This is a genomic window from Bacteroides sp. D55t1_190419_B8, assembly GCF_015558905.1.
In the GTDB taxonomy this organism is placed as follows: domain Bacteria; phylum Bacteroidota; class Bacteroidia; order Bacteroidales; family Bacteroidaceae; genus Bacteroides; species Bacteroides vicugnae.
In genome coordinates, this window is record NZ_JADMOU010000049.1 from 1 (window position 1) to 25808 (window position 25808).

The window sequence follows — 25808 nt, forward strand, 5'->3', positions numbered from 1 at the left end:
TGTTGTCGATTTTTAAGTTCGACACAAAGGTAAAAGAGATTAGAGGTTGGGACAAGAGCCATACAGTGAGTGCTTACAAATGGACCCTGTCCTGATGAAATCAATCGGAGTTGAGTTTGTCCGCCGTTTTGCAGCCACAAACGTAAATAAGATTATGACGATCGAAGCCAGCGGCATCGCCCCTGCTATCATGACAGGCTACCTGATGGATTTACCAGTTGTATTTGCAAAGAAAAAGTCTCCTAAAACCATCCAGAATGCACTAAGCACCACCGTGCACTCATTCACCAAAGACCGTGATTATGAAGTCGTTATCAGTGCAGATTTTCTCACCCCGAACGACAATGTTCTTTTCGTGGATGACTTTCTCGCATATGGTAATGCCGCATTGGGCATTATCGACCTCATCAAGCAATCCGGAGCAAATCTGGTAGGAATGGGCTTCATTATTGAAAAAGCCTTTCAGAATGGCCGTAAAATGCTCGAGGAACAAGGTGTCAGAGTAGAAAGTCTGGCCATCATTGAAGACTTATCCAACTGCTGTATTAAAATCAAAGACGAGTAGATTGATTGGGGTTGAAATACTGCCCCTTATCTTTCGTCCTTTTTCCATATTGCACCGCATGCTGCGGACAAACATGATAACATGCCAGGCATGAGGTGCAATCCATTCCCCAAACAGGCCTTCCGTCCACAACTTTAACATTCTCCACCGGACAAATCTTCTCACAACGCTTGCACCCAATACAAGCATCGGTAGCATAAAAATGCTTGGGAGACATCTGAAAACGATTAAACAACGGATTTATAATCCTCGTCTTGATAAAAGGCATACTCCCTTCATGACAGAGAAACATCTCTTCCCTCTTACTTATCAAAGCATTTATTTTACTGACAGTCGAAACAGCCTCCGCTAGTTTTTTCTCTTCCAACTCTTTATTATCCACGTCAAAACCGGGAAGCAAGACATAATTATTAGGCATAGTCACCGAAAAACCAGCGTGACATTCCCAACCTTTATTCTTCAATGCCTTCGCCAGCACTTGCTGGGTAAGCCCGGTATCATCACCACAGGAACAAACAAAAAACAAATATTGTCCTTTATATCCCTTTAAAGAAAGTTGTCGAACAAAGTTCAATACAATTTCAGGAGGTCCCCACGAATAGATAGGAAATACAAAGCCGATCTTTTCATCTGCCTGCAAACTAAACTCCAATGCTCCATTCTTTAGCGCATCGGGAATAAAAACCAACTCTTCTTTTTGCTCTTTGGAAAGCTGATTTGCAATCCACTTAGAATTACCTGTACCGGAGAAATAAAATATCATAGAAAAGTATATAAAAAAGCCGCATCGACGATGTGATGAAACTCTGATAGAACAAGATTTGAGCGCTCGCCCTCTTTGTAATCCACCGGCTTAAAGCTGTCCCGAAGGATGTGGCCCGCCATTGAAGAACGAAGCTTTCTCGGTGCATCAGATTAATTTGAAGAGTTTCCCGATCCAGTCGATACGGCTAATATTTTTGTATCACAAATGTAATAAGAATCTATGAGACTAACAAGAAAAAAAAGGAATTTGTTTACCTACTAACATTTTTTTCACTCCCTTTTATCCGCCTAACAAAAGAAAAGTGTCAGTTACTGGCTTAGTAACTGACACTTTGTAACTCGTAAACTATTGATGCTTAAGCAGCTTTAGCCTTAGCAACTACAGCTTTGAAAGCTTCCGGGTGATTCATAGCTAAATCAGCCAAAACCTTACGGTTTATTTCAATACCGGCTTTGTGCAGACCGCCCATCAATTTAGAATAAGACATTCCTTCAAGACGTGCAGCAGCGTTGATACGTTGTATCCAAAGAGCGCGGAAGTTTCTTTTCTTATTTCTACGGTCACGGAACGCGTAAGTCAAACCCTTTTCCCAAGTGTTTTTAGCTACGGTCCATACATTCTTTCTTGCACCAAAGTAACCTCTGGTCAATTTCAAAATTTTCTTTCTTCTTGCTTTTGAAGCAACATGATTTACTGATCTTGGCATAGTTTTACTTTTTTTGAATGTTAGCGCCGCTACTTCACGCAGCGAACTTCAGGCTAATGCATTCGGTTAATACTTTAATAATACTTTTACGCTTTTGATTACTTCATTGCTAAGAGTTCCTTAACCTGGCTTACATTTGTTGTATCAACAGTTGTAGAGTAGCACAGATTTCTTTTTCTCTTCTTGGATTTCTTAGTCAAAATGTGACTGTGAAAAGCGTGCTTTCTTTTGATTTTACCTGTTCCGGTAAGGGTAAACCTTTTTTTAGAACCGGAGTTAGTCTTCATCTTTGGCATCTTACTTGTTTTTAAATTATTAAATATATAATGGCAACGCACTATACCTGCGCGTTACGCATCCTTTTCTTATTCTTCGCTCGTTTCCGGCTTCTCTGCTTTTTGTGCAGGAGCAGCAGGTTTCGGTGCTCCGGCTGTTGCAGGCTTTTTAGGAGCTTCTTTCTTCTTCGGAGAAAGCTGTATAGTCATACGCTTACCTTCCAGTATCGGCATCTGATCTACTTTAGCATAGTCTTCCAAATCATTCGCAAAACGAAGCAACAATACTTCACCTTGTTCCTTAAAAAGGATAGAACGACCTTTAAAGAATACATAAGCCTTCACCTTATCACCGTCTTCCAAGAATCCTTTAGCATGCTTCAACTTAAAGTTGTAATCATGGTCATCTGTCTGGGGACCAAAACGAATCTCCTTCACATTAACCTTCACCTGCTTCGCTTTCTGTTCCTTCTGACGTTTCTTTAATTGATAAAGAAATTTAGAATAATCAATAATACGACAAACAGGGGGTTGAGCATTAGGAGAAATTTCCACTAAATCCAATTCTTTTTCTTCAGCCATTTTCAGAGCCTGAAAGATTGGATATACTTTCGGTTCAATATCATCGCTTACTATGCGAACTTCCTTGGCACGAATCTGTTCATTGATTCTGTATTGCCCTTTTAGAGTGTCATTCTTCATTAAAAACGTTTACTTCCTGGTTTGATCTTTTTATTGTTATACTAAATATTTTATTCTGAAACGGCTGCAAAGTTACCATTTATTTATCATATTCTGAACTTCTTCGTTCAAAATTTTAGCAAATTCTTCAAATTTCATGGTTCCTTTGTCACCTTCGCCTTGTCTACGAACAGAAACTTCACCATTTTCAGCTTCTTTTTCACCGACAATCAGCATATAAGGAATGCGTTTCATTTCATTATCACGAATCTTACGACCGATCTTCTCGTTACGATCATCTACAATCGCACGGATTTCGTGTATTTTCAGATACATCTTCACCTGCTCTGCATATTCATTGAACTTCTCACTGATCGGCAGAATAACTACCTGTTCCGGTGTCAGCCACAATGGGAATCTACCGGCAGTGTGCTCAATCAATACGGCAACAAAACGTTCCATTGATCCGAACGGAGCGCGGTGAATCATCACCGGACGGTGCTTCTGATTATCAGAGCCCATATACTCAAGTTCAAAGCGTTCCGGCAAGTTGTAGTCAACCTGAATTGTACCCAGCTGCCAACGACGACCAATAGCGTCTTTCACCATAAAGTCGAGCTTAGGACCATAAAAAGCAGCTTCTCCATACTCAATCTTAGCAGGCAAGCCCTTCTCCGCACAAGCCTCGATAATAGCCTGTTCCGCTTTTTCCCAGTTATCATCGCTACCAATATACTTTTCACGGTTCACCTTATCACGCAAAGATATCTGTGCTTCAAAATTCTGGAAATCCATAGAACGGAACACAATAGATATAATATCCATCACACGAAGGAACTCATCTTTCACCTGCTCCGGACGACAGAAGATATGCGCATCATCCTGCGTAAAGCTACGAACACGAGTTAAACCATGTAACTCTCCACTTTGTTCATAACGACAAACCGTACCAAATTCAGCTATACGCAACGGAAGGTCTTTATAAGAACGTGGGAAGTTCTTGTAAATCTCACAGTGGTGAGGACAGTTCATTGGTTTCAAGAAATACTCTTCCCCCTCTTCCGGAGTATGGATAGGTTGGAAGGCATCCTTGCCATATTTTGCATAGTGGCCCGAAGTCACATACAGCAACTTATTACCGATTGGCGGAGTAATCACCTCCTGATAATCGTAACGTGTCTGGATACGACGCAAGAACTCCTGCAGACGCAAACGCAATGCAGTACCTTTCGGCAACCACATAGGAAGCCCCTTACCTACAGTTTCGGAGAACATAAACAACTGCATCTCCTTACCGATCTTACGATGATCACGCTTCTTCGCCTCTTCCAACAACACCAGATACTCATCCAGCATTTTCTTCTTCGGGAACGTGATACCATAAATACGTGTCAACATCTTACGGTCTTCATGACCACGCCAGTAAGCACCAGCCACAGAAGTTAATTTAATAGCCTTGATCGGAGCAGTCGTCATCAAGTGAGGACCACGGCAAAGGTCAGTAAACGCACCCTGTGTATAAGTCGTAATGTGTCCGTCTTCCAGTTCGGAAATCAATTCACATTTATATGTTTCGCCACGATCACCAAACATTTTCAGAGCATCCGTTTTTGCGATGCTTTTTCTGACTACGTCTTCTTTCTTTGCAGCCAGTTCCAACATTTTAGCTTCAATGGCAGGAAGGTCACTTTCTTTTATTACCGCCTCACCCGGATCCACATCATAGTAGAATCCGTTTTCAATAGCCGGTCCGATACCAAACTGGATACCCGGATAAAGTTCCTGCAAAGCTTCCGCCAACAAGTGTGCACTTGTATGCCAGAATGCATGCTTACCTTCTTCATCATCCCATTTATAAAGAACAAAATTAGCATCTTCATTAATAGGACGTCCTAAATCATAAGTCTCGCCGTTCACGCCACATGCCAGCACTTCCTGTGCCAGACGCGAGCTGATACTTTCAGCAATCTGTAAACCGTTCACTCCTTCGTTATACTCACGAACGGAGCCATCGGGAAATGTTATCTTTATCATAATATGATGATGTTATATTTTCATAATTTGAACGCAAAAGTAACTAAATCTTTTGAGTTTTCTGTTTTTTATCAAAAAAATGTTATTCCGATTGATCCGTAAAACGTTTGATAACATTATAAGCGGAAACAATCCCCAACTCACCGGCTTTACTCAAATCTGAAATACCCAGCTTATTATTTCCTAAGAAAATATGAGTCAGTCCACGGTTGAAATAAGCATCCGCAAAATCAGGATTCAGCTCAATCGCCTTATCGTAGTCGATAATTGCGGCACGGTAATCTTTCAACATGGCAGAAACATTAGCACGATTATAATATGCGTATACAAAGTCCGGAGCCAGATTAATCACCTTATCCAAGTCTTTTCTGACCACTTCATAATCTACCGCAGTAATCTCTTTACGCTTATTATCACCCGGAACAACATCTGTTTCGACAGCTTGTTCAGCCTTCTGATATTCCAACTGTTTACAACGGATCAGTGCACGCATAAAATATGCCGGGAAGAAATCACCATCCAGCAAGATCGTCTGGGTCAAATCGGAAACCGCACTCGAGAAATCCTGCACCAGATAAAAATCAATCGCACGGGCAAAACGTTTCGAAGCATTCTTATCATCTTCCACAATCGCCGATGTATGCGTATCAATCAAGGCAAAATGAACTTTCACCTGTTCTTCCGTCAACGGAGCTTCCATATTTGTGATACGAAGACGTTTCGGAAGTATACCTGTACGGTTCATGTCTTCAATATATTTGTGGAAGTTCACCGAACGCTTCACGTCACTCATCTTCTCATAATAAGTCAAAGCGAACATCGGTTCCAGCGTTATATTTACGTTCTTATCCTGCACACGACCACGATAATCACTTGTATAGCGTTGTTCGGCTTCAGAATCATCCGCAATCACTATCTTACGATAGTTATTCATATTCTTATCGGATTTCTTACGGGTCTTCTCTCCGCCTTCCTCCTCATTTTCCTTATCCTTGTTCTGCGCTACATCTTTATTCGTCACACCATTCTGCTTGTCGATCTGCGCCTTCATGACCTTAAACTCGTCCTGCTCCGCACCCTTCTTATCTCCAATCTTTCTGCGAGCTTCCGAACGCTGATAATATCCGGCCAAGAAGTTCGGATACTGATTGATAACGGTGGTGTAATCTTGTATAGCTCCGCGATAATCACCCGTTTGCGCACGAAGCAAACCACGGTTAAAGACAGCCATCATATTATCCGGTTCCATCTTGATGACAAAGTCGAAGTCTTCGATAGCCCGGTTATCATCTCCTACCTGTGCACGTAACAATCCGCGGTTATAATGACCGATAAAGTTATTCGGGTCAATATCCAATGCCAGATCATAATCGCTCATGGCCCCTCTTAAATTATTCTGATGAAAGCGTGCCAATGCACGGTTTATATAATTTCCTGCATTCTTAGCACTCAACGGAATAGCACGGTTGAAATCCGCTTCTGCTTCCGCATACTTAGCCTGCTGTAATTTAACAATCGCTCTTGCAGCCCAAGCATCCGGATCATATTTATCCAGTTCAAGCGCCTTATTGAAGTCATTCAAGGCAGCAATTGTATCTTTCTGTTGCAAAGACACTTCCCCCCTCATCAAATAAGCACGGGTATAGCGTGGAGACACCTTCAACAAGCTTTCCAAATCCTCTTTCGCAGAATTATAATCCTTCTTCTGGATATGAGATAATGTCAGGTTATGCCATAAGGTAATATTCTCCGGATCATAATGCAATGCTTTCTTATAATCCTCAATCGCCCCATCAAATTTACTCTGACGAATCCTTGCCAAACCACGAATCTGATAAGCACCTACCACAAACGGATTGCGTTGGATAGCTGCATCACAGTCCGCTTCAGCACCCTGAAAATCCTCCAGATTCAGTTTGGCCAATGCCCTGAAGAAATAAGGTTCATACAGATAAGGCTTAGCGTTAATGACCTGGTTAAAGTACTGAATAGAAAGCACATAGTCCTCAAAATAAAGAGCATTTCGGGCAATAGTCATCACCCGATCCGTATTTATTTGAGCACACACCAGCGTTGGGAACAGTAATAAAACTGTTAAGATTCTTTTTACCATTGATATTTTATGCTTGTAAACGAAGCAAAAATAATGCTTTTCGCTTACTTAACAGGGATATAAACGTTTTTTATCTTTATTTCACCTGTTTCATCTTATATGAACTGCGCGCTTTTCCCTTCAACATCGTATTCAGCTTTCCTTTAATCATCTGCTTACGAAGCGGTGAGATATGGTCGATGAACATCTTACCATCCAAATGATCGAACTCATGTTGCATCACCCGAGCCAGATAACCTTCCACCTCTTCCTCATGCTCCACAAAATTCTCGTCCATATATTTCACGCGAATTTTATTACCTCTTTTCACTGTTTCATGAATACCGGGAAGGCTTAAGCATCCCTCTTCCATATTCACTTCTTCCCCCCCAACTTCCAATATGTGGGGATTGATATAAGCCTTATTGAAGTCTTTAAATTCAGGATATTCCTCCGAAAGCGGATCCAATGTAATCGTGACCACGCGAATAGGCAAACCGATCTGTGGAGCAGCCAATCCTACGCCGTCCGCATGTACCATTGTTTCGAACATGTTCTCAATCAACTCTTTCAGATTCGGATAATCCGGTGTTATGTCCTCTGCAACCTTTCTCAATACAGGTTGACCATATACATAAATAGGTAAAATCATATTTTTATACTCTACTAAAAAATTAAGTTATTCTTATGTTCTATACTAAAAACGTTTACTCTCCAAATATGTTTGCAAAATAATAGTAGCACTTATCTCGTCCACCAATGCTTTATTTTGCCGGTCCTTTTTCTTCAAGCCGGCCTCCAGCATGGTACGGTGTGCAAGAACAGAAGTGAAGCGTTCGTCCACATATTCGACCGGAAGGTCCGGATAGCGTTTTTTCAGCGAACGAACAAAAGGTTCTATATTCTTCATATTCTCCGAAACCTCATTATTCATTTGCTTGGGCAATCCAATAATAATCCGCTCCACCGGTTCTTTAGCTATATATTCACCGATAAAGTTCAGAAGTTCATGCGTGGGCACCGTTGTCAATCCGTTTGCGATCAACTGCATTGTATCGCTCACAGCTATTCCGGTACGCTTTCTTCCATAATCTATTGCTACTATTCTGCTCATGGGGTACAAAAATACAAAAAAGACGCTTCCCATGAAAGGAAACGTCTCTTTTATTCTATTATTTCAAATGTATATTATTCTTCAACAATAGCTACACGGCTCAACTTAGCATCATCATAGAACATGTTGCCTACGCCACCCTTGTAATCAACCTTCAATTGAGAAGCAGGAACACCAAATTCATTAACCATCAGGTCACGAACAGCTTCAGCTCTCTTCTTACTCAACTTCATGTTGTATTCAGCAGAACCAGTACCCTTATCAGCATATCCTGTTACAGTAAATACTTTATCAGTTGCTTTGATACCCTTAGCCATAGCTTCGATATTCATGTATTCTCTCTTGCTGATGTTGCTCTTTCCGATATTGAATACAACAACCAGACGTGGAACGAATCCAGCTTCTTTCTTAACGATCACTTCCGGTTTCTTGTTACGAGCTTCAACCAAGTCACGTTTCAAAGATTCGTTTTCACCCTTCAGGGCGTTCACTCTGTCTCTCATGTCGTTCAACTGGCTTTCCGGAACCATTGGTACAGTAGGAACAGCATCCCAACCACGTTTCTTAAACTTGTAAGTAACACCTACAGTCAGACCGGCCAATCCTTCAGGACCTGAATTGCCGAATGCGCCTTTCATCAAAAGTCCGCGCAATTCAACGTTGAGATCCAAAGCAGAAGACAGACGGAAACGGTTGATCAAACCGGCATTGATACCCAATTCGTCATAACCCGAACCTTTTCCTGAATGAACGAATCCAGCTCCTACATAAGGAATGAATGAATACAGACGATCTTCTCTATAACCACAAATCATATTGGAAAGATTCAGCATTACATCTCCATGGAAGTTCATCACATTCCATTTTTCTTTGTAATAGCCATTAGAATACTGTCCTCCGTCTACAAGCGGACCATTAGCATCAGGAGTAGCACCTTTAGCCTGAAGACCGTTATAAGCAACACGTAATCCGATACCCGGAGTAAACCACTTACCTACAGCAATGTCAAGTGCCGGAGCAAGACGTTTTCCGAAGTCAGCTTTACCATCATTGTCGCCAAAATACATTTGTGCGCCAACGCCACCACTAATAAACCAGTTAGCACCAAAGCGATTCGTTTCCACTCTATAACTCTTTGCTGCATTTTCTTTTTCTTGTGCAGGCAGACATACAGAGACTGCTGCCAATAAAATAAACAATAAACCCTTTTTCATCTCAATTTATTTTAGTAAATAATATATTTCAATTGTCTTACAGGATAGAAGCACAACCCAAATGCTCTACACCTGACTAAGAGACAATAAACATCATCCTTCTTTCTAAATTTAGTGCAAATATAGATATTTAATATAACACAAACAAAAAAACACGTAAATTTTCATTCATCCATAGTTTTTTATAGAACGATAAAAGTGTCATATAACACCAGGAGGCATCTGAAGGCATTTATTATAGAAGAATTAAAACAAAAAAAAATAGTCAATGATAAATTATATCACTGACTATTTCCATTCTTCAACTATATACCTTATTAATATACCAGTTTCACATTGTCAATCCATAGCGTATTTCCCGGAGAACCAATATAGGCTCCTCCATGACTGGACGTGAACTGAAGACACATATGAGTCGGAACATCATTTTCATCTCCCCAGGCCACCTCATGAATAGGCACACTTTCACCTTTGCTGTTCACCGTATAGTTTTCGGTCACTTGCAGACGCATCATATGAGACTTATATTCCGGACGGTTCGTTATGTCACCATACATAATCTCATAGGTTGCATTATTTTTCCAATCCGTAGAATGATAGTAATAAGTCACCATTGTCCCTATCCGTTTCGCATACACATTACCATTGGCATCCTCCCAGCGTTTTTGCAAAAACAGGATAGCTGCCGGATAATCTTTTCCGGGAACATCCGTAATCTTGCTGAAACCGGTAGCACGAATACGATTCTCCCGGTCAGACATCTTCACTTTGTAATCAAACTGAAGGGCAACCGGTTTCTTTGTAAACGGAATGCCGGTCTGCAACATTTTCTGCGGATTTTTAGTACCCTTAATCGGCTCATGCACCGAACCAGTGAAAATAGAACCGGCCGCCAGTACTGTGATATTAACCAATCCCATCACTTTCACACTTTCCATGCGCGTATCCAAACGTGCACAATATCCATCCCCCCGTTTCTCCGGGAATACCGAAGTATTAGTTTTCGTTATACCGGCAACCTTCGCCATTACATTTGAAGTGCCCCAAGGCGATCCGCCCATATTCTTATAAACCTGATCTCCCTTAATCACCGTCGTCGGCCCTATCGCATATACATTCTTTGTATTTCCACCAATAATGCTCGACTCCTTTATCTGACGGTCCACCCATTGATCCATGTCCCCAAAAGGAAGCATTTCAACTTTATGTTGCGCCATCAAAGACAAGGAAGAAATAAATGCAACGAAACCTGTCATCAACAGGCGATGAACGTTTTTCTGAATCATCAATACTTTTCCTTTCTTTTTCTTCTTATAAATTATAATCCCATTGTTTCAAAGCAAAATCCCAGTTCTCTTCTACCAAACGAATCGTACGGTCGTCATATTTATACTTATTCTTCTTATATCCCTTCTTTCCGCCCACATATTTTTCTATATCACTACGTGCTTCGGCAAATCCGGGGATAGAAAGAGACTGATAAATATTCTCCGTCATTCCCATCGCATCCGCTTCGAAATCTTCAAACTTCACTTCCATCAAGTTACCTTCCGGAATAAATTTCTTATCCGATTCATACTTATGATAAAGCTTGGCATAAATAGAAAGGATATTTTCCTCTAATTGTTCATTGCTGACATCCTGCAATTTCAGCGGCTGAATCGTATTTGTAAAGAAACTGCGTGTAGATTCGAATACAGTATACGGATTACGCATCAGGTAGATAAACTTAGCATTCGGGAACATTTTCACCAGTTCCTTCACCCTACCGGTATGCGGAGGATTCTTGCTAAGGAATTGAGTACCATGGGTATTCCACAAAGAGATCTTAATCAACTTCGTAAACACCTCTTCAAACACTCTCAATTCAGCGTCCGTTATATCATCAAATAAAAGATATTTATCAGCATATTCCTGTTGATATTTCGGCAAAAACCAGAAATTATAATATGTATAAGGCATCATGTTCGACAAAGCAAACTCCTCCTCCTGGGGAAGATCCACTGCCAGCTCCATATTATCCGTCGGACGCTTATCCGGCATCAGCCAACTCATATTCTTTTTGAAGAAAGGCTGTCCCCACATCATCAGATGAGGAAATACAGTCTGATAAGTAGTGTTATACCCAAAATGCTTGTCACAAGAGAACACATTATGTACAAATGTAGTTCCACTCCGCCAGTGTCCCAAAATGAACACCGGATCATGCTCCAATGGCTGATCAGCCAGCAACTTCTCGTAACGCCTGTCTTGTAATGACGCCAATGGAGAAAGCAATCGGCACACAGCCTTCGTCAATCGGTATTTACCTTTGTAGGCTGCGTCAATTTCACGACCGGCGGTGATAGCCTTGAACGTCTTCCAGTCGGCACCTACCAATGTATTAATCGGAAGTTTATTAAATTCGAGTAATCCCACTTTATTAATTAGAAATTAAAAATCAAAAATTAAAGACGACAGGATACTGTCATTTTCAGTTTTCAATTTATTGTTGAACAATCTATTTTATTAGTCGCACTGCAAGACCCTGGCGTTCCAGTTCCTTCACAGCTTTTTCTACCGCTTCGTAATGTTCCGGAGCAATTCCCAGTTTTGCCATATCCAATACCGGAATACCCTCCGTGTCACTCATATCTTTCATTTCCACACGGTCGATAATCATACCTACTGCCGAAGTATTATTAGTGATCGGGTCAATCAGGATAAATGAGCCACAAGATTTATTCTTCTTATAAGGATCAAAAAACAATTCCTTAGCCGTAGTCAGCACCACACGGGCAATCTGATTCAACTGCAAAGGCAGCGTTTCTTTAGTCAGCTGACCATTCTCCAGAGACAGATGCTCCATGGTATTCACGTCCACCTTATATTTTATCGTATCAATTCGCGTACGGCTCAAATTGGTAGTCTGTTTGATAAAGAACGACTTATTTACATCCATCGGTTCTTCATCCATCCAGACCATCATAGCATCAAAGTTACGATCCACCGTCGGCAGATTATCAGGATGCACCAACATTTCGCCGCGCGACACGTCGATCTCATCCTCCAAAGTCAAAGTCACAGACTGCGGTGGGAAAGCGTAATCCAATTCCCCGTCATAAGTCACGATACTCTTCACCTTAGACGTTTTTCCGGAAGGAAGTGCCATCACCGTATCCCCCTTGCGAACGATACCGGATGCAATTTTACCACAGAATCCTCTGAAATCCAGATTCGGACGAAGCACATACTGAACCGGGAAACGGAAATCCGTAAAATTATGGTCATTATCAATCTGAACCGTTTCAAGGAAATCGAGCAAAGAAATCCCCTTGTACCATGGAGTACGTTCAGATTTATCCACCACATTATCCCCATCCAATGCAGAAAGTGGAATGCAGTTGACGTCAGGAATACCTAATGGAGCAACAAACTTCTTATAGTCAGCCACAATCTCGTTAAAACGCTCTTCCGAGAAATCCACCAGGTCCATCTTATTGACAGCCAATACCACATGCTTGATTCCCAGCAAAGATACCAGGAAAGTGTGGCGACGAGTCTGGGTTATCACTCCGGTACGGGCATCCACCAGAATAATAGCCAAGTTAGCCGTAGATCCTCCGGTAATCATATTGCGGGTATATTGCTCGTGTCCCGGAGTATCCGCGATGATAAACTTACGGCCATTCGTTGAGAAATAGCGATAAGCCACGTCAATCGTAATCCCCTGTTCACGTTCAGCCTTCAATCCATCGAGCAATAACGCATAGTCAATATGCTCACCTGCATTTCCCACCCGTTTGCTATCACGCTCCAGCGCATCCAACTGATCCTCGTACAGTTTCTTACTATCAAACAACAAGCGTCCGATCAACGTTGATTTTCCATCATCTACCGAACCCGCAGTCAACAGTCTCAACAAGTCTTTCTGTTCATCCTTGTCCAGAAAAGCTTTTATATCTAATTTATTATCTGCCATTACTTCTTAAATTAAAAATTGAGTATTGAAAATTGAGAATTAAAAACTACACACTATTATTTTTTAATTTTTAATTCTCAATTCTCAATTTCCTAAAAGTATCCTTCACGTTTCTTTTGTTCCATGCTACCCTCCTGGTCAAAGTCAATCACACGGGTAGTACGTTCACTCTTCGTTGTAGTCATCATTTCCTCCACAATCTCTTCAATCGTAGCAGCTCCACTTTCCACCGCCCCTGTCAGAGGCCAGCAGCCCAATGTACGAAAACGAACCATCTTCATTTCAATCTGGTCACGGTACTTTTCAGGCAAACGGTCATCATCCGCCATAATAATATTACCATCCAAATTAATCACCGGACGCTCCTTAGCATAATATAGCGGAACGATCGGAATATTCTCCAAACGGATATACTGCCAAATATCCAACTCAGTCCAGTTGCTAATCGGGAATACACGGATACTTTCCCCCTTATGCACGCGGGCATTATAAATATCCCACAATTCAGGACGCTGATTTTTCGGGTCCCATTGGTGAAACTTATCCCGGAAAGAGAAAATACGTTCCTTCGCACGTGACTTCTCCTCGTCACGACGTGCACCACCAAATGCAGCATCAAACTTATACTTATCCAGCGCATGAAGCAAAGCCTGTGTCTTCATCAAGTCCGTATGCACCTTACTTCCATGCGTAAAAGGTCCTACCCCTGCATGAAAAGCCTCCATATTACTTTCAACGATCAGATTCCATCCATACTTCTTCGCATATTCATCACGAAACTGAATCATCTCCTTGAACTTCCATTTCGAATCGATATGCATCAACGGGAATGGCACTTTACCCGGATAAAACGCTTTTTCAGCCAAGCGTACCATCACCGAGGAATCCTTTCCGATACTGTAAAGCATCACCGGATTCTCAAATTCCGCCGCCACCTCGCGGATAATATGAATAGACTCGGCTTCGAGCTCCTTCAAGTGGCTTAATTTATATTCTTCCATATTTATTTCATTTTATACACTTCACTTTTGGCAAAACAAGCTCCAACAAACGGTTCACCGACTCCTCCAAAGTCAATTTGGAAGTATCCAGTGACAAAGCCGGATGTTCGGGAACCTCGAAAGGTGCGGAGATTCCTGTAAAATTCTGAATTTCCCCTTTCCGTGCCTTCGCATACAACCCTTTCACATCACGTTTCTCACATTCCTCCAGCGGAGTACTAACGAAAACCTCCAGAAAATCATCCTTACCAATAATGTTTGCAGCCATTTCGCGAATATCATTATTAGGGCTGATAAATGCAGCAATCGTAATGATACCGCTATCCAGAAACAACTTCGACACTTCCGCTATGCGACGGATATTTTCCACCCGGTCCGTTTCGGAGAATCCCAGGTTATTATTAATTCCACTACGGATATTATCCCCATCCAAGATACGGCAAAGCAATCCGCGCTTATGAAGTTCACGTTCCAATGCAATGGCAATCGTGCTCTTTCCGGAACCGCTTAATCCGGTAAACCAGATCATCACACTGTGTTGCCCCAAAAGCTCTTCTTTGTCCTGCCGCGTCATCATGCGGTCAAATATCGGATATATATGATTCTTTTCTTCCATTTACAAATTTATTTATTAAAAGTTCCAGATCAACGGGATCAGAATAATAGAGATTAAGAAAGTAATGATATTAAGCGGCAATCCGATACGTACAAAATCCGTAAACTTATAGTTACCGATACCTTGCACAATCAAATTAGTCTGATAACCAATCGGTGTCGAGAAGCTGGCAGATGCAGCCATACAGATCACCACAAAGAAAGGTGTAGGACTGACTCCCAATTGGGCAGCAATCGACAATGCCAACGGGAAAGCCAAGGCAGCAGCTGCATTATTCGTTATCAGTTCCGTAAACAAATTCGTAATGATAAACAACATTGCGAGCAACACATGCGGGCCATAATCATCGCTCAACCCGATAATAAACTTCGCAACGCTATCCGCCACACCGGAGTTCACCATCGCCTTACTGATGGCAAAAGCACAAGCAATAGTAATCAGAATATCCCACGAAATATATTTAGTATATTTACGGGCAGGGAACAGATTCGTCCATGCCATAATAATAGTAGTAATAGACACAAAGAAAAACATATCCAGCTTGATATCCGGAAACATCTCCTTAGTTACCGGAAGCTCACCCACCGTTGCGCCGACAATCATCAGAACCAGCAACAGCAAAGCAAACCAACGCTTCTTCTTCCCGGTAGTATCCGGCTCATTCCCGTTCGTCAACAAGACAAATACAGAAGATTCCCCCCATGTCGGGATAAACGTATCATCAGCCATCACAACCAATGTATCTCCTTCGTGAAGCACCACCTCCTCCAGATTCGACACAAAACGCTGTCCGTTACGTGTTTTAATCTCTTTTACCTCCGCACCGTAATGACGCTGGAAATTAAAATCCTTCAGTTTCTTATTGATACCGGGAAAACGGGCCCCCAAAACAGCCTCTACCCGATGTAACTTCTCCCCTTCCTCTACTTCCTCATCCGGCACAGCCGTATCCGGACGTGCATCCGGCAAAAGACGTTTGGAGAAAAGAAATATATAAACGATTCCGGCAATAGCGATAAAAATGCCCACCTTTCCGAGTTCGAACATCGAAAAGCCTTCAAATCCGGCCTCCAATATCATTCCATGCACCACCAGATTGGTAGAAGTACCGATCAAGGTACAGATACCTCCCAAAATAGTCACATAAGAAAGAGGAATCAGAAACTTCGTAGCCGGGAGATTCACCGACTTAGCCCAATGTTTGATAATCGGGGCAAAAATAACCACCACAGGCGTATTATTCAGAAAGGCGGAAATAAATGCCACCGAAGGTAAGATACGCAACTGTGCCTTAAATACGGTCGTCTTTCCTTGCGGAAGCAACTTTTTAATCACTTGTCCCAATGTGCCCGACTGGCGAATCCCCTCACTCACCAGAAACAGCAGAGCAACGGTAATCATCCCTTTATTACTAAACCCTTCCAGCATCTCTTTAGGAGTCAGGATGCCGGCACACAGAAACAAAACCACTACCGAAAAAAGTATCATGCCCGGACGCATCTTATCTGCTACCAAAGCCGCTACCATTCCTAATAGGGATAATAGTACAAATACAATTTCAAATGTCATATAAACATTATTTAGTGTTCTCTTTTTGGCTCAACGATAAACCACGGATTCAATAAATCCTCCTTATTATATCGTAGAGGTTCTTCCTCTCCAGCCTGATATACTTCCATCCCTGCAGCACGGGCTATCGCATGCCCGGCAGCCGTATCCCACTCCATCGTCGGAGCGAAACGCGGATATACATCAGCCTTACCTTCAGCAACCAGACAGATTTTAATAGAACTTCCGCTCGAAATCAACTCCACACTGCCGTGTTTCTTCTTCAAATCTGCAATATATGATTCAGTTTCAGGCGACAGGTGCGAACGGGAAGCAACCACGATCAAATGATCGTGCACCTCCTTCAAAGGTATCTGTTCCGACTTCCCAATCAGCTGTTCCAATGCCACGCCGTCATCTTCCAGACTGACAATACCGGAACATTTATAAGCCCCTGCACCTTCGATCCCGAAATAAAGTTCTTTTTTAACAGGCACATAAATAACACCGAACACAGGTACAGCGTTCTGCACCAAAGCGATATTTACCGTAAACTCTCCATTGCGCTTAATAAACTCCTTCGTTCCATCCAGCGGATCTACAATCCATAAAGTATCCCATCCTCGACGGATCTCATACCCTAAATGCTTCCCTTCTTCACTAAGAACAGGAAAAGGAGTATCGTTCAGAATAGCCACAATCGCTTCATGCGCTTTTCTGTCTGCTATAGTTAACGGAGAGTTGTCAGCCTTCCTCTCTATCTCAAAGTCCGATGCCGGATCATTATAAATAGAAAGAATCTTTTCACCCGCTTTTAGAGCCGCATCAATAGCAGCCATAACATATTTTTGTTCCATTCAATCTCTAAAATTAATGCCCTATTCACATTCAGGCAATACATCCTCCAAATTAAGAGTTGACAAAAGTAAAAACTTTCTTTGCTATAAAAGTTTCCCCACTATCATTTATAACTTCTTTTAGTAGAAAGATAAAAATATCTAAACGAAAAAGCCACTCATTTTCAATAAAAAAGCAGTAACTTCCCAGTTACCGCCTTCTTATTCGGAAAAAAACGTTCGTTCTTTCCAATATATATTACCAAAAAGAAATCAATATACACGATACAGCAACCAAGCACCCTGGAAATCCGAACGGTTCGGATATTTAGCCTTGAATGCATCGCGAGCTTCAGCAGCAGCAGCCTTGTCAGCAAAAGAGTTCACAATCACACGATACATTGCCTTATCAGCATTAAATGCAATCGTAGAGTGATATCCCTGTCCGTCCAACCAATCTTTCAGGCCTTCAGCATTCGCTTTCACACCAAAGCTACCTGCTACAACGCTATAATCTTTCAATCCTTCGTTACCGGAAACCACTGTAACCTTTTCCTGACGAACGCCGGATGTATCTGCCACTTTAGTAGTTGTCACAGGAGCTGCAACCACCGGAGTAACCTCTACCGGAGCTTCCACCTGCGGTTCTGCCAATTCTTGCTGTTTTGCTTTTTCGTAAGCTTTCTTATAGGCACTTTCGCTGGATTTACAAGATGCAAATGCCAGCACCAAGCATACTCCCATTCCTAATACGACTAATTTTTTCATAATCCTATACTCTGTTTTAATTAATAATTCAATATTCTCGTCTATTATATTTAGTTTCGGGCAACAAAATAATAGAAATTTTATCATCCGGCAAAGAAATCCATCAAAAAAACGTCTATTCCGGCTTCTTCTTATACGAAATAGTGCCTGTAGCCTGATAAGTAGGCATCAAAAGTACCTCCGCAATCTGAATATGTGCAGGAGCCGACGCGGCAAAATAAACAGTTTCTGCAATATCATCTCCCGTCAACGGACGAATCCCTTTATAAAAATTATCGGCAGCCTCCTTATCTCCCCGATAACGCACCACTGTAAAGTTTGTCTCCACCATTCCCGGTTTTATATTCGTCACTCTCAACGGAGTGTCCACCAGATCGATCCGGAGCCCGTCCGAAAGAGCTTTCACGGCAGCTTTCGTTGCGCAATACACACTTCCACCCGGATAAGCGGCATCCCCCGCAATAGATCCTATATTAATAATATGTCCGCGTCCGCGTTCCACCATACCGGGCACCACCAAACGCGTCATAGCCAGCAGTCCCCTTATATTCGTATCGATCATGATATCCCATTCATCCAGGCTACCCTCGAATTCCTTATCCACACCGATCACCAGTCCGGCGTTGTTCACCAACACATCAATCGCCTTCCATTCTTCGGGCAATGATTCCAAAGAGGCGGCAGCCAATTTCCGGTCGCGCACATCAAAAGGCAATAAATAAACCCGGACACCATACCCCCCTTCCAGTTCAGCTTTCAGTTCTTCCAGTTTCGATACGGTACGGGCATTCAGAATCAGGTTCCATCCCTCCTTCGCAAATTTACGGGCACAACCTTCACCAATTCCGCTACTGGCACCGGTTATAAAAACAATCTTAGCTTCCATTATGTTTTGATTTACAATATTCGAAAGCAAAAGTACGCCTTAACCTTCAAAGGATAGCTACGAAAGTCAGTTAAATAAGATTAAACCATAAAAGAAAAAAAGAATTATAAAACGAGGCACTTTTTTTCAGTTTTCACGAACAACCTTTCGATAAAAATGTTATATTTGTTGTATCATAATCATTTTAAACATTATACATTATGAAAGGATTGAATGTTTTAGCAGCTTTTTTGGGTGGTGCAGCCGTAGGTGCAGCCCTTGGTATTTTATTTGCTCCTGAAAAGGGAGAAGATACCCGTCATAAAATCGCAGAGATTCTTCGTAAAAAAGGAATCAAGCTTAACCGCAGTGAAATGGAAACTCTCGTTGACGAGATCGCTGCCGAGATGAAGGGAGAAATAGCAGAATAAGTAAGTAACCAAAGACTAAAAACAGAGCGACCATGTTTGCAGACGATAAAAGTATTGAGAATTTTCAGCAGTTGTTTTTCGAGTTCAAGAAATATCTGGAGCTTCAAAAAGAATATACCAAATTAGAATTGACGGAGAAGTTAACCATACTTTTTTCCACGTTAATTATGATATTAGTACTTATTATCCTTGGCATGGTTGCCCTGTTTTATCTGCTTTTTGCTCTTGCTTATATATTGGAGCCTTTGGTGGGCGGTCTGATGTCGAGTTTCGCCATCATAGCAGGCATCAATGTTGTTCTCATCGCCCTGGTTATTATTTTCCGCAAGCAGCTCATCATTTCTCCGATGGTGAACTTCCTCGCTAATTTATTTTTAACCGATTCAAATAAATAAATTATGAATGCGCAGACCCCGCAGAAATTTACATTAGAAGAGATTGCCGAACGTAAAAAGAAGCTTTTAAATGAGATCCATGCTCAAAAAAAAGCCATGACAGCTACTACACGCGAAATATTTGCCCCACTTGCTCCGGCAACCAACAAGGCGGATGCACTCATGCGTTCGTTCAATACCGGTATGGCTGTATTTGATGGCGTAGTGATGGGAATCAAGATTATGCGGAAGATACGGGCGTATTTTAGGAATTTGAGATAAAAAGAGCTACTCTTCCACTATCCATTTTTCTATATTTCTTGTTTGCGAACTAAAGTTCACACCCACTTTAAAAAGCTTACGATTATCCGCTTCAAAAGGAAGTGAATAATGTTTCTCGTTAATCTGCTTCAAAGCTTCTTCTGCCGTGCCATTCAGTTTAAATTCCATGACATATATGAATTTGTCCGTCTGCAAAACAAGATCAATGCGTCCTTCGCTTGTATGATATTCCACTTTGGTATAAAAGCCCACGAGTTTGAAAACGATAAAAAGCACATTTTCGTAGTGCAACTCCTGCTCGCGAATCACGTCATAGCCTGTATCTGCAAAGAAACTTTGCAAACGACGGAAGAAAGAGTTATAATCACCAGATTCAACTTCACGGACAAACTTCTGAATTTCAAACGGAGACTCCACTTTATTCACGTTCGCATAATAAGGAAGCAGGAAACGAACAAACCCCTCTTCCACTTCACGATTCGGAAAACCTAAACGATATATACCAAAACGTTCGTCATACCCCTTAATGGTGAGATATCCGCTCTGATAAATCACTGGAAGGGGATTACTAGATTCCGAGTCAATGCTGTTCAGCACCTGTTCGTCTGTCTCCTCATGAGCCATCCGTTCCAAATCATAGTGATGCTTCTTCAACAAGTTCACCAGATAAGTGGGTGTCCCCGTCTCAAACCAGTAGCTGCCGAACTTCATCTTATCAAACGTGTTCAACAGACTGAAAGGGTTATAGATTCCTATAGTATGTTCCACAAAGTGGTAACCATCATAACATTCTTTCAATTCTGCGCACACCTGCTCATAACTCATCTTCTGCTTTTCTGCCAACTGATGCAATTCCTCCTCCAGATTGTCATGTATTTCTTTCTCCGTGATACCGCAAATATCCACAAAGCGTTCATCCATTGAAATATCCTTCAAATTATTCAAGTCACTGAATACGCTTACCTTGCCAAATTTTGTCACCCCGGTCAACAACGCAAATTTGATGCAGCCGTCCATCGTCTTCAAAGCCCCGTAGAAAGGCTTCAATGTATCCCGAAATTGCTTCTGTAAGTCCTCATTGCCAATTGCCTGCAACATCGGCTTGTCATATTCATCCACCAGAATAACTACCCGTTGTCCAGTCTTTTCATAAGCGCGCTCTATAATACCGGCAAAGCGTAGAGAGAACGAACGTTCCGATGGTTCGGCACCATAAAGTTTTTCCCAAGCGGTCAACGATTTATCCAGAATATTATCCAGACTCTCCGGAACATCATACTTCTCAATATTAAGGTCGAGATGCAAAATTGGATGTTCTATCCAATCTTTTTCGAGCTTCTCCACCATCAGTCCAGCAAATAGTTCCTTCTTCCCTTGAAAATATGCTTCCAGGGTAGAGATCAGCAGACTCTTTCCAAAACGGCGCGGACGACTCAAAAAGTAATAACTCCCGGTCTTTACCATCTGATACATCAAGGCCGTTTTATCAACATAGAAATAACCGTCTTGACGGATTTTCTCGAAGTTCTGGATACCAATAGGATATATTTTATTGCTCATACATGTACAACCTTTTAATTATGGTGCATACAAATATACAGCTTTCATTCTATAACACAAAGCTAGCAGTGATTTTAATTCTATGATAGAAGAAACTTTGGGGTGAATTATATTCAGATGCAGAAGGTACGGACATATTTTAGAAATTTGAAATAAAAAATCATTTAGTCAATCGCTTGATTGGATACTTTCAAATCGTCTATGATTTGTTGTAGCACATCTTTTAACTTCGGCAAATCATGTTTTATCACGTCATAAACAATTTCAGCATCTAAATCATAATGGTGTGCAACTATATCCCTCATTCCCATTACACCTTTCCAATCCATCTCTGGATACAATGATTCTATTATCTGACTTTTACACATAAATTCCATCTTTATTGATACACCCCCTCAATAATTCATCCATATTATTTCGCAACCGAACCACATCAACTGGACATTTCAATAGTTTTTCCAATTCTTCTTTAATATGAACTAAAGTAAAGATAGAAGGTCTATCAATTTCAACACAAATATCGACATCACTACCTTCATGTTGTTCACCACGAGCAACGGAGCCAAATATCCCCATGCGAGAAATACCATATTTAGCAGCATTCTTTCGCATATACTCACGAAGCAAAGATAAATATTCTACAGTAGTCAACATAATAAATTGTTTTTATCTATACTACAAAGAAATGCATTTTCTTTCAAAAACACAATAGATAATCAATAAAAAACATTCTAATTCTTTCTATTATACAAAACTAGAAATCTGAATATTATCTTTAATCAATAAACATGCTATTAAAAAGTAATATATCAACGATCTTCACAGACAGTTGATATATTTAGAATACATATCAGCATTTGCCAATATGAGGGGACAGATCAGGAATATACCGCTGTATTTTTTCCCAACCTGCAGAATGTAGGGGATTCATGTGTGTAGCATGAAGTTAGGGACCTACATATTTCGTTATTATTATATGCTATTTAGACTTGTATATACCTTCGTAATAGCTCTCGTAAGCACCACTGGCGATAGTATCCATCCGTTCTTGATTATCCAGTCACAATAGTCGGCACACTATAAGTATCGTGAAAAGCGCGTACAAAATGATCACTACCTGCTTTCGAAGCCGAGTAGAACGACTCTGGTCTCTTTGAAGTTCAAAGAATATTCGTACGAGCAAAAGTAAACGGATCTCTGATACTACGGTCCATGTGACTTTCGGCAGCTAAATGAATGACTCCATCTACATGATATTGCTTGAAAATTTTCAGCATCATCTCAAAGTCACAAATATCCGCTTTTACAAAAGTGTAGTTTGGTTTATTCTCTATATCTTTCAGGTTAGTCAAATTCCCCGCATAAGTCAATTTATCCAGGTTAATAATATGGTAATCGGGATACTTGTTCACAAATAAACGCACCACATGGCTACCAATAAATCCGGCACCACCAGTAATAATAATATTTCTTTGAAAGTCCATATTCGATAATTAAAAATCAGCAATAAATAATACCATTACTGGCTAAAACCATACCTCTCACCCCATTATATAACCATATTTTTCTTTACATATATTCCATAAAAACAACACATTACCCACCAGATATCTACGCCACATTCTTTTAGGCTCTTTTATCAGTCGGTAAAGCCATTCCAACGAATGTTGCTGCCACCATAACGGAGCCCGTTCAGTTGTACCTGCAAAGAAGTCGAACACTGCCCCTATAGTGCCCACATGGCAATGGATATTCAGTTTTTGCCAATTACTATAAATCCATTTTTCCTGCTTGGGAGCAGTCATGCCAATCCACAACAAATCTGGATTTGCCTCATTGATAGCTGCCACAATAGCAGCATTATCTTCCTGTGAAAATTCCGGCTTATAGGGAGGTGAATAAGTCACTACTTCCAGGTTCGGATAGTCTACTGCTGCACGTTGTTTTATCAATGCCAACACTTTCTCCGAACTACCCATAAACATACATCGCCCGCCTTTCTCATTAAGGTGATTCATTTCAAAAACAAAGAGATCCCAACCGGCTATTCGTTCCCGTGGTTGACTTTGCATCTTTAACCATTTACAAACTTTTACAATACTTGCTCCGTCAGGGATAAGCACATCTCCTTTTATTAGCGCCTCGGCAAAAAGCGAATCCTTTAGTGCAATGTTGTATGAGTGCGCATTTATGGTATTTATTAGGAGTTTACCCTGCGGCAATGTTTTTAATTGGTCTACGTTCTCTACAATAGGAAGTTCTTTCAACTTGATCATATGAATATCTACTCTAAATATTATACCAATTTCTTAAGAATGTCACACATACGTTCTTCAAAACGTTGCAGCGTGAACTCACATTCAAATTTCATCCTACCTTTGCGCCCCATCTCACGACACAGATCACGATGTTCCATACAATAAGCCACCTTCTCGGCCAAAGCCAATGCATCCTTCATGGGAACAATATATCCTGTCTCACCTTCATCAATAATATCCACTATTCCCCCTTCATGACTAGCAATGCAAGCCACACCATGTTGCATTGCTTCAAGCAAAACCAAAGGGAAACACTCATTGTAAGTAGGAAGTATAAAAAGGTCTGCCTGCATCCAATACATCTCCTTATCATTGCCATACTTCGCACCATGTGCTACCACTACATCCTCTAATCTATACTTCTGCAAATAGGCAGCAAACTCCTCCTCGCCAATATCACTCCATTTTCCTACGAAATTGCACACAAAGTCATATCCTCTATCTTTCAAGATATGGCACGCATCTAGTAGCGTCCACACTCCTTTCTCCAACATCATATTCGAGAGAAAGAAAATATTAAACCTGCTATCCATTCTCATTCGTTTATGTCAGGAATACCATTCGGACAAATCAGTACATTCTGCCTATCCACATATTTCTTCACATCCTCGTAGAGTGCTTCGGATAGTAATATCACCTTCACCCCTTTAAAAAGTCGTGGATATATCCACTTATTAGGCCAGTGGTCTTGAAATGTCCTTACTCCCTGATTATGAAAATGGATCACCACCTTACACCCCATCCCCTTCAACATTTGTACAATAACAAACTCTTTATAGAGTGCAATTCCGTGTGAATTTGGCGTAACATATACCAACTGTGTTTTCATCTGTTTCACCATTTTACGTATAGATTTCAGCATTTCCAAAAACGATATTAGCTTCTTCAACCCCACTTTACCGATATCCTTAATATCCTTGGCTGTGGCCAGATTGATATAATGGCAATCGAAAGTCTCATTTATCATTTTACTATCATGAATATATTTCCCCATCATGGCCGCACCATGTACAGGCGGTGGCATGTGAAGAATAAAAAGAATAGACGGTTTCATTATTAATTGAAATTATTTTTGAGTAGATGTGCTATCTCACGACTGAATTTATCTGCACCTGTAGAATTTAAATGGTCTGTGGTATGAAACAATTTCTGATTATCATAAGCAGCTTGATTCAAGAAAGAATAATAAGGTATATTATTTCGCTTGCATAGCGAGTCAGTAATAGCTAATGACTTCGTCTCCACCACATCGGCATACATAGGTGAAGTCACCATGATTAGCATTATCTGCTTAGTTTTACACACCCCTATAATATACTCCATTGCTTCCACCTTACGGTTATCAATTGCCACACTATTTGTATATTCCTTTTTCTCTTCTTTCAAAAATCCCGATAAAGGCTGAAAACCATTTGTATGAAAAACTCTGCGATCTTTCAAATTCTTCACCATTTTGAAGAATTTTGAGTTATAAGGATAGATGGCTGACCAACACTTGTACTTTTCCCAAGGACTCTTCATACTAATTACCTCTTGCCAAGAAGCATGATGTTGATAAGGCAACAATCCTGATAAGCGATCATAATCCCCTTCACCTACTGCCATGTCATAAGGTGTCACCTCTAATACAATCGCCTTCGGTGTATATCTATCCAACATTAGGTCCAACTGCGCCCGTTGATACACAAGAAAACAACCACTGCGTCCTGCATTATAGCAACTCACAGGGCAGACGCATTAAAAATCATTATCCTGTAAAAGTTTTGATAAATATTTTTCATCCCACCCAGCTTTTAGCCTT

Annotated in this window: 28 protein-coding genes and 2 pseudogenes; 4 read left to right on the plus strand and 26 right to left on the minus strand. The window is 41.0% G+C overall.

Annotation, left to right across the window (positions count from 1 at the left end; translation table 11 throughout):
• Positions 1 to 76: 76 nt before the first annotated feature.
• Positions 77 to 565, plus strand: a pseudogene (gene xpt / locus I2I13_RS23500) (xanthine phosphoribosyltransferase); the annotation flags it as partial.
• Here xpt and I2I13_RS23505 read toward each other — a convergent pair.
• The 18 genes from I2I13_RS23505 to I2I13_RS23590 form a co-directional block, all read right to left on the minus strand.
• Positions 552 to 1328 carry an EFR1 family ferrodoxin gene (locus I2I13_RS23505; protein WP_074559545.1) on the minus strand — a complete coding sequence of 259 codons (777 nt, stop codon included), beginning with the start codon at positions 1326 to 1328 and terminating at the stop codon, positions 552 to 554. The pseudogene xpt and the gene I2I13_RS23505 overlap by 14 nt on opposite strands.
• Before the next feature lie 358 nt (positions 1329 to 1686).
• Positions 1687 to 2037, minus strand: coding sequence for a 50S ribosomal protein L20 (gene rplT, locus I2I13_RS23510; protein WP_004297540.1), 351 nt, complete (start codon positions 2035 to 2037; stop codon positions 1687 to 1689).
• A gap of 98 nt (positions 2038 to 2135) precedes the next feature.
• Positions 2136 to 2333: a 50S ribosomal protein L35 gene (gene rpmI, locus I2I13_RS23515; protein ID WP_004297539.1), complete on the minus strand. Its 198-nt coding sequence runs from the start codon at positions 2331 to 2333 to the stop codon at positions 2136 to 2138.
• 69 nt (positions 2334 to 2402) lie between these two features.
• Positions 2403 to 3014 carry a translation initiation factor IF-3 gene (gene infC, locus I2I13_RS23520; protein WP_004307244.1) on the minus strand — a complete coding sequence of 204 codons (612 nt, stop codon included), beginning with the start codon at positions 3012 to 3014 and terminating at the stop codon, positions 2403 to 2405.
• Positions 3015 to 3086: 72 nt separating this feature from the next.
• Positions 3087 to 5027 carry a threonine--tRNA ligase gene (gene thrS, locus I2I13_RS23525; protein ID WP_195650686.1) on the minus strand — a complete coding sequence of 647 codons (1941 nt, stop codon included), beginning with the start codon at positions 5025 to 5027 and terminating at the stop codon, positions 3087 to 3089.
• A gap of 82 nt (positions 5028 to 5109) precedes the next feature.
• Positions 5110 to 7140 (minus strand): tetratricopeptide repeat protein, encoded by a 2031-nt coding sequence (locus I2I13_RS23530; protein WP_148366344.1) that lies wholly within the window; start codon positions 7138 to 7140, stop codon positions 5110 to 5112.
• Between the two features lie 76 nt (positions 7141 to 7216).
• Entirely contained in the window at positions 7217 to 7771 is a 555-nt protein-coding gene (gene def, locus I2I13_RS23535) for a peptide deformylase (protein ID WP_074559540.1), read from the minus strand.
• A 45-nt stretch (positions 7772 to 7816) separates the two neighbouring features.
• Complete coding sequence (gene ruvX, locus I2I13_RS23540) at positions 7817 to 8233, minus strand: Holliday junction resolvase RuvX (protein ID WP_004307247.1); 417 nt, start codon at positions 8231 to 8233, stop codon at positions 7817 to 7819.
• Positions 8234 to 8307: 74 nt separating this feature from the next.
• Complete coding sequence (locus tag I2I13_RS23545) at positions 8308 to 9447, minus strand: OmpA family protein (RefSeq protein ID WP_167511826.1); 1140 nt, start codon at positions 9445 to 9447, stop codon at positions 8308 to 8310.
• Between the two features lie 317 nt (positions 9448 to 9764).
• Positions 9765 to 10733, minus strand: a complete 969-nt coding sequence (locus tag I2I13_RS23550; RefSeq protein WP_148366342.1) for a PCMD domain-containing protein — start codon at positions 10731 to 10733, stop codon at positions 9765 to 9767.
• A 25-nt stretch (positions 10734 to 10758) separates the two neighbouring features.
• A complete protein-coding gene (locus I2I13_RS23555; protein WP_087318915.1) occupies positions 10759 to 11865 on the minus strand; it encodes a sulfotransferase in 1107 nt (368 codons plus the stop codon).
• Between the two features lie 82 nt (positions 11866 to 11947).
• Positions 11948 to 13408, minus strand: coding sequence for a sulfate adenylyltransferase subunit CysN (gene cysN, locus I2I13_RS23560; protein ID WP_195650687.1), 1461 nt, complete (start codon positions 13406 to 13408; stop codon positions 11948 to 11950).
• A gap of 92 nt (positions 13409 to 13500) precedes the next feature.
• On the minus strand, positions 13501 to 14409 hold the full coding sequence (cysD, locus tag I2I13_RS23565; RefSeq protein ID WP_004297523.1) for a sulfate adenylyltransferase subunit CysD: 909 nt from the start codon (positions 14407 to 14409) through the stop codon (positions 13501 to 13503).
• A 7-nt stretch (positions 14410 to 14416) separates the two neighbouring features.
• Entirely contained in the window at positions 14417 to 15025 is a 609-nt protein-coding gene (gene cysC, locus I2I13_RS23570; RefSeq protein ID WP_004297522.1) for an adenylyl-sulfate kinase, read from the minus strand.
• A 15-nt stretch (positions 15026 to 15040) separates the two neighbouring features.
• Positions 15041 to 16594: an SLC13 family permease gene (locus tag I2I13_RS23575; RefSeq protein ID WP_195650688.1), complete on the minus strand. Its 1554-nt coding sequence runs from the start codon at positions 16592 to 16594 to the stop codon at positions 15041 to 15043.
• 11 nt (positions 16595 to 16605) lie between these two features.
• Positions 16606 to 17430 carry a 3'(2'),5'-bisphosphate nucleotidase CysQ gene (cysQ, locus tag I2I13_RS23580; RefSeq protein WP_167511825.1) on the minus strand — a complete coding sequence of 275 codons (825 nt, stop codon included), beginning with the start codon at positions 17428 to 17430 and terminating at the stop codon, positions 16606 to 16608.
• A 252-nt stretch (positions 17431 to 17682) separates the two neighbouring features.
• Positions 17683 to 18177, minus strand: coding sequence for an SPOR domain-containing protein (locus I2I13_RS23585; protein ID WP_004307254.1), 495 nt, complete (start codon positions 18175 to 18177; stop codon positions 17683 to 17685).
• Positions 18178 to 18292: 115 nt separating this feature from the next.
• Positions 18293 to 19063 carry an SDR family oxidoreductase gene (locus I2I13_RS23590; protein WP_148366338.1) on the minus strand — a complete coding sequence of 257 codons (771 nt, stop codon included), beginning with the start codon at positions 19061 to 19063 and terminating at the stop codon, positions 18293 to 18295.
• 200 nt (positions 19064 to 19263) lie between these two features.
• On the opposite strand from I2I13_RS23590, the gene I2I13_RS23595 reads away from it, so the two are divergent.
• The 3 genes from I2I13_RS23595 to I2I13_RS23605 are packed head-to-tail and all read left to right on the plus strand — an operon-like array spanning position 19264 to position 20129.
• Positions 19264 to 19473, plus strand: a complete 210-nt coding sequence (locus I2I13_RS23595; RefSeq protein ID WP_004297513.1) for a YtxH domain-containing protein — start codon at positions 19264 to 19266, stop codon at positions 19471 to 19473.
• 32 nt (positions 19474 to 19505) lie between these two features.
• A complete protein-coding gene (locus I2I13_RS23600) occupies positions 19506 to 19868 on the plus strand; it encodes a phage holin family protein (protein ID WP_004297511.1) in 363 nt (120 codons plus the stop codon).
• 3 nt (positions 19869 to 19871) lie between these two features.
• Entirely contained in the window at positions 19872 to 20129 is a 258-nt protein-coding gene (locus I2I13_RS23605) for a hypothetical protein (protein WP_004297510.1), read from the plus strand.
• Between the two features lie 6 nt (positions 20130 to 20135).
• Here the strand turns inward: I2I13_RS23605 and I2I13_RS23610 are convergent, their stop codons facing one another.
• From I2I13_RS23610 to I2I13_RS23645, 8 genes and pseudogenes are all read right to left on the minus strand, one after another.
• A complete protein-coding gene (locus I2I13_RS23610) occupies positions 20136 to 21689 on the minus strand; it encodes an ATP-binding protein (protein WP_195650689.1) in 1554 nt (517 codons plus the stop codon).
• Positions 21690 to 21853: 164 nt separating this feature from the next.
• Positions 21854 to 22057 carry a DUF86 domain-containing protein gene (locus tag I2I13_RS23615; RefSeq protein WP_229128709.1) on the minus strand — a complete coding sequence of 68 codons (204 nt, stop codon included), beginning with the start codon at positions 22055 to 22057 and terminating at the stop codon, positions 21854 to 21856.
• Positions 22050 to 22343: a nucleotidyltransferase family protein gene (locus I2I13_RS23620; protein WP_148366332.1), complete on the minus strand. Its 294-nt coding sequence runs from the start codon at positions 22341 to 22343 to the stop codon at positions 22050 to 22052. Before I2I13_RS23620 ends, I2I13_RS23615 begins: the two co-directional genes overlap by 8 nt.
• Before the next feature lie 404 nt (positions 22344 to 22747).
• Positions 22748 to 23173: pseudogene (locus I2I13_RS23625) on the minus strand (GDP-mannose 4,6-dehydratase); the annotation flags it as partial.
• 57 nt (positions 23174 to 23230) lie between these two features.
• Positions 23231 to 23965 carry a WecB/TagA/CpsF family glycosyltransferase gene (locus I2I13_RS23630; RefSeq protein WP_195650692.1) on the minus strand — a complete coding sequence of 245 codons (735 nt, stop codon included), beginning with the start codon at positions 23963 to 23965 and terminating at the stop codon, positions 23231 to 23233.
• A 20-nt stretch (positions 23966 to 23985) separates the two neighbouring features.
• A complete protein-coding gene (locus tag I2I13_RS23635; protein ID WP_229128710.1) occupies positions 23986 to 24540 on the minus strand; it encodes a glycosyltransferase family 4 protein in 555 nt (184 codons plus the stop codon).
• A gap of 2 nt (positions 24541 to 24542) precedes the next feature.
• Positions 24543 to 25061, minus strand: coding sequence for a hypothetical protein (locus tag I2I13_RS23640; RefSeq protein ID WP_195650694.1), 519 nt, complete (start codon positions 25059 to 25061; stop codon positions 24543 to 24545).
• A 2-nt stretch (positions 25062 to 25063) separates the two neighbouring features.
• Positions 25064 to 25732, minus strand: coding sequence for a hypothetical protein (locus I2I13_RS23645; protein ID WP_229128711.1), 669 nt, complete (start codon positions 25730 to 25732; stop codon positions 25064 to 25066).
• Positions 25733 to 25808 lie beyond the last annotated feature (76 nt).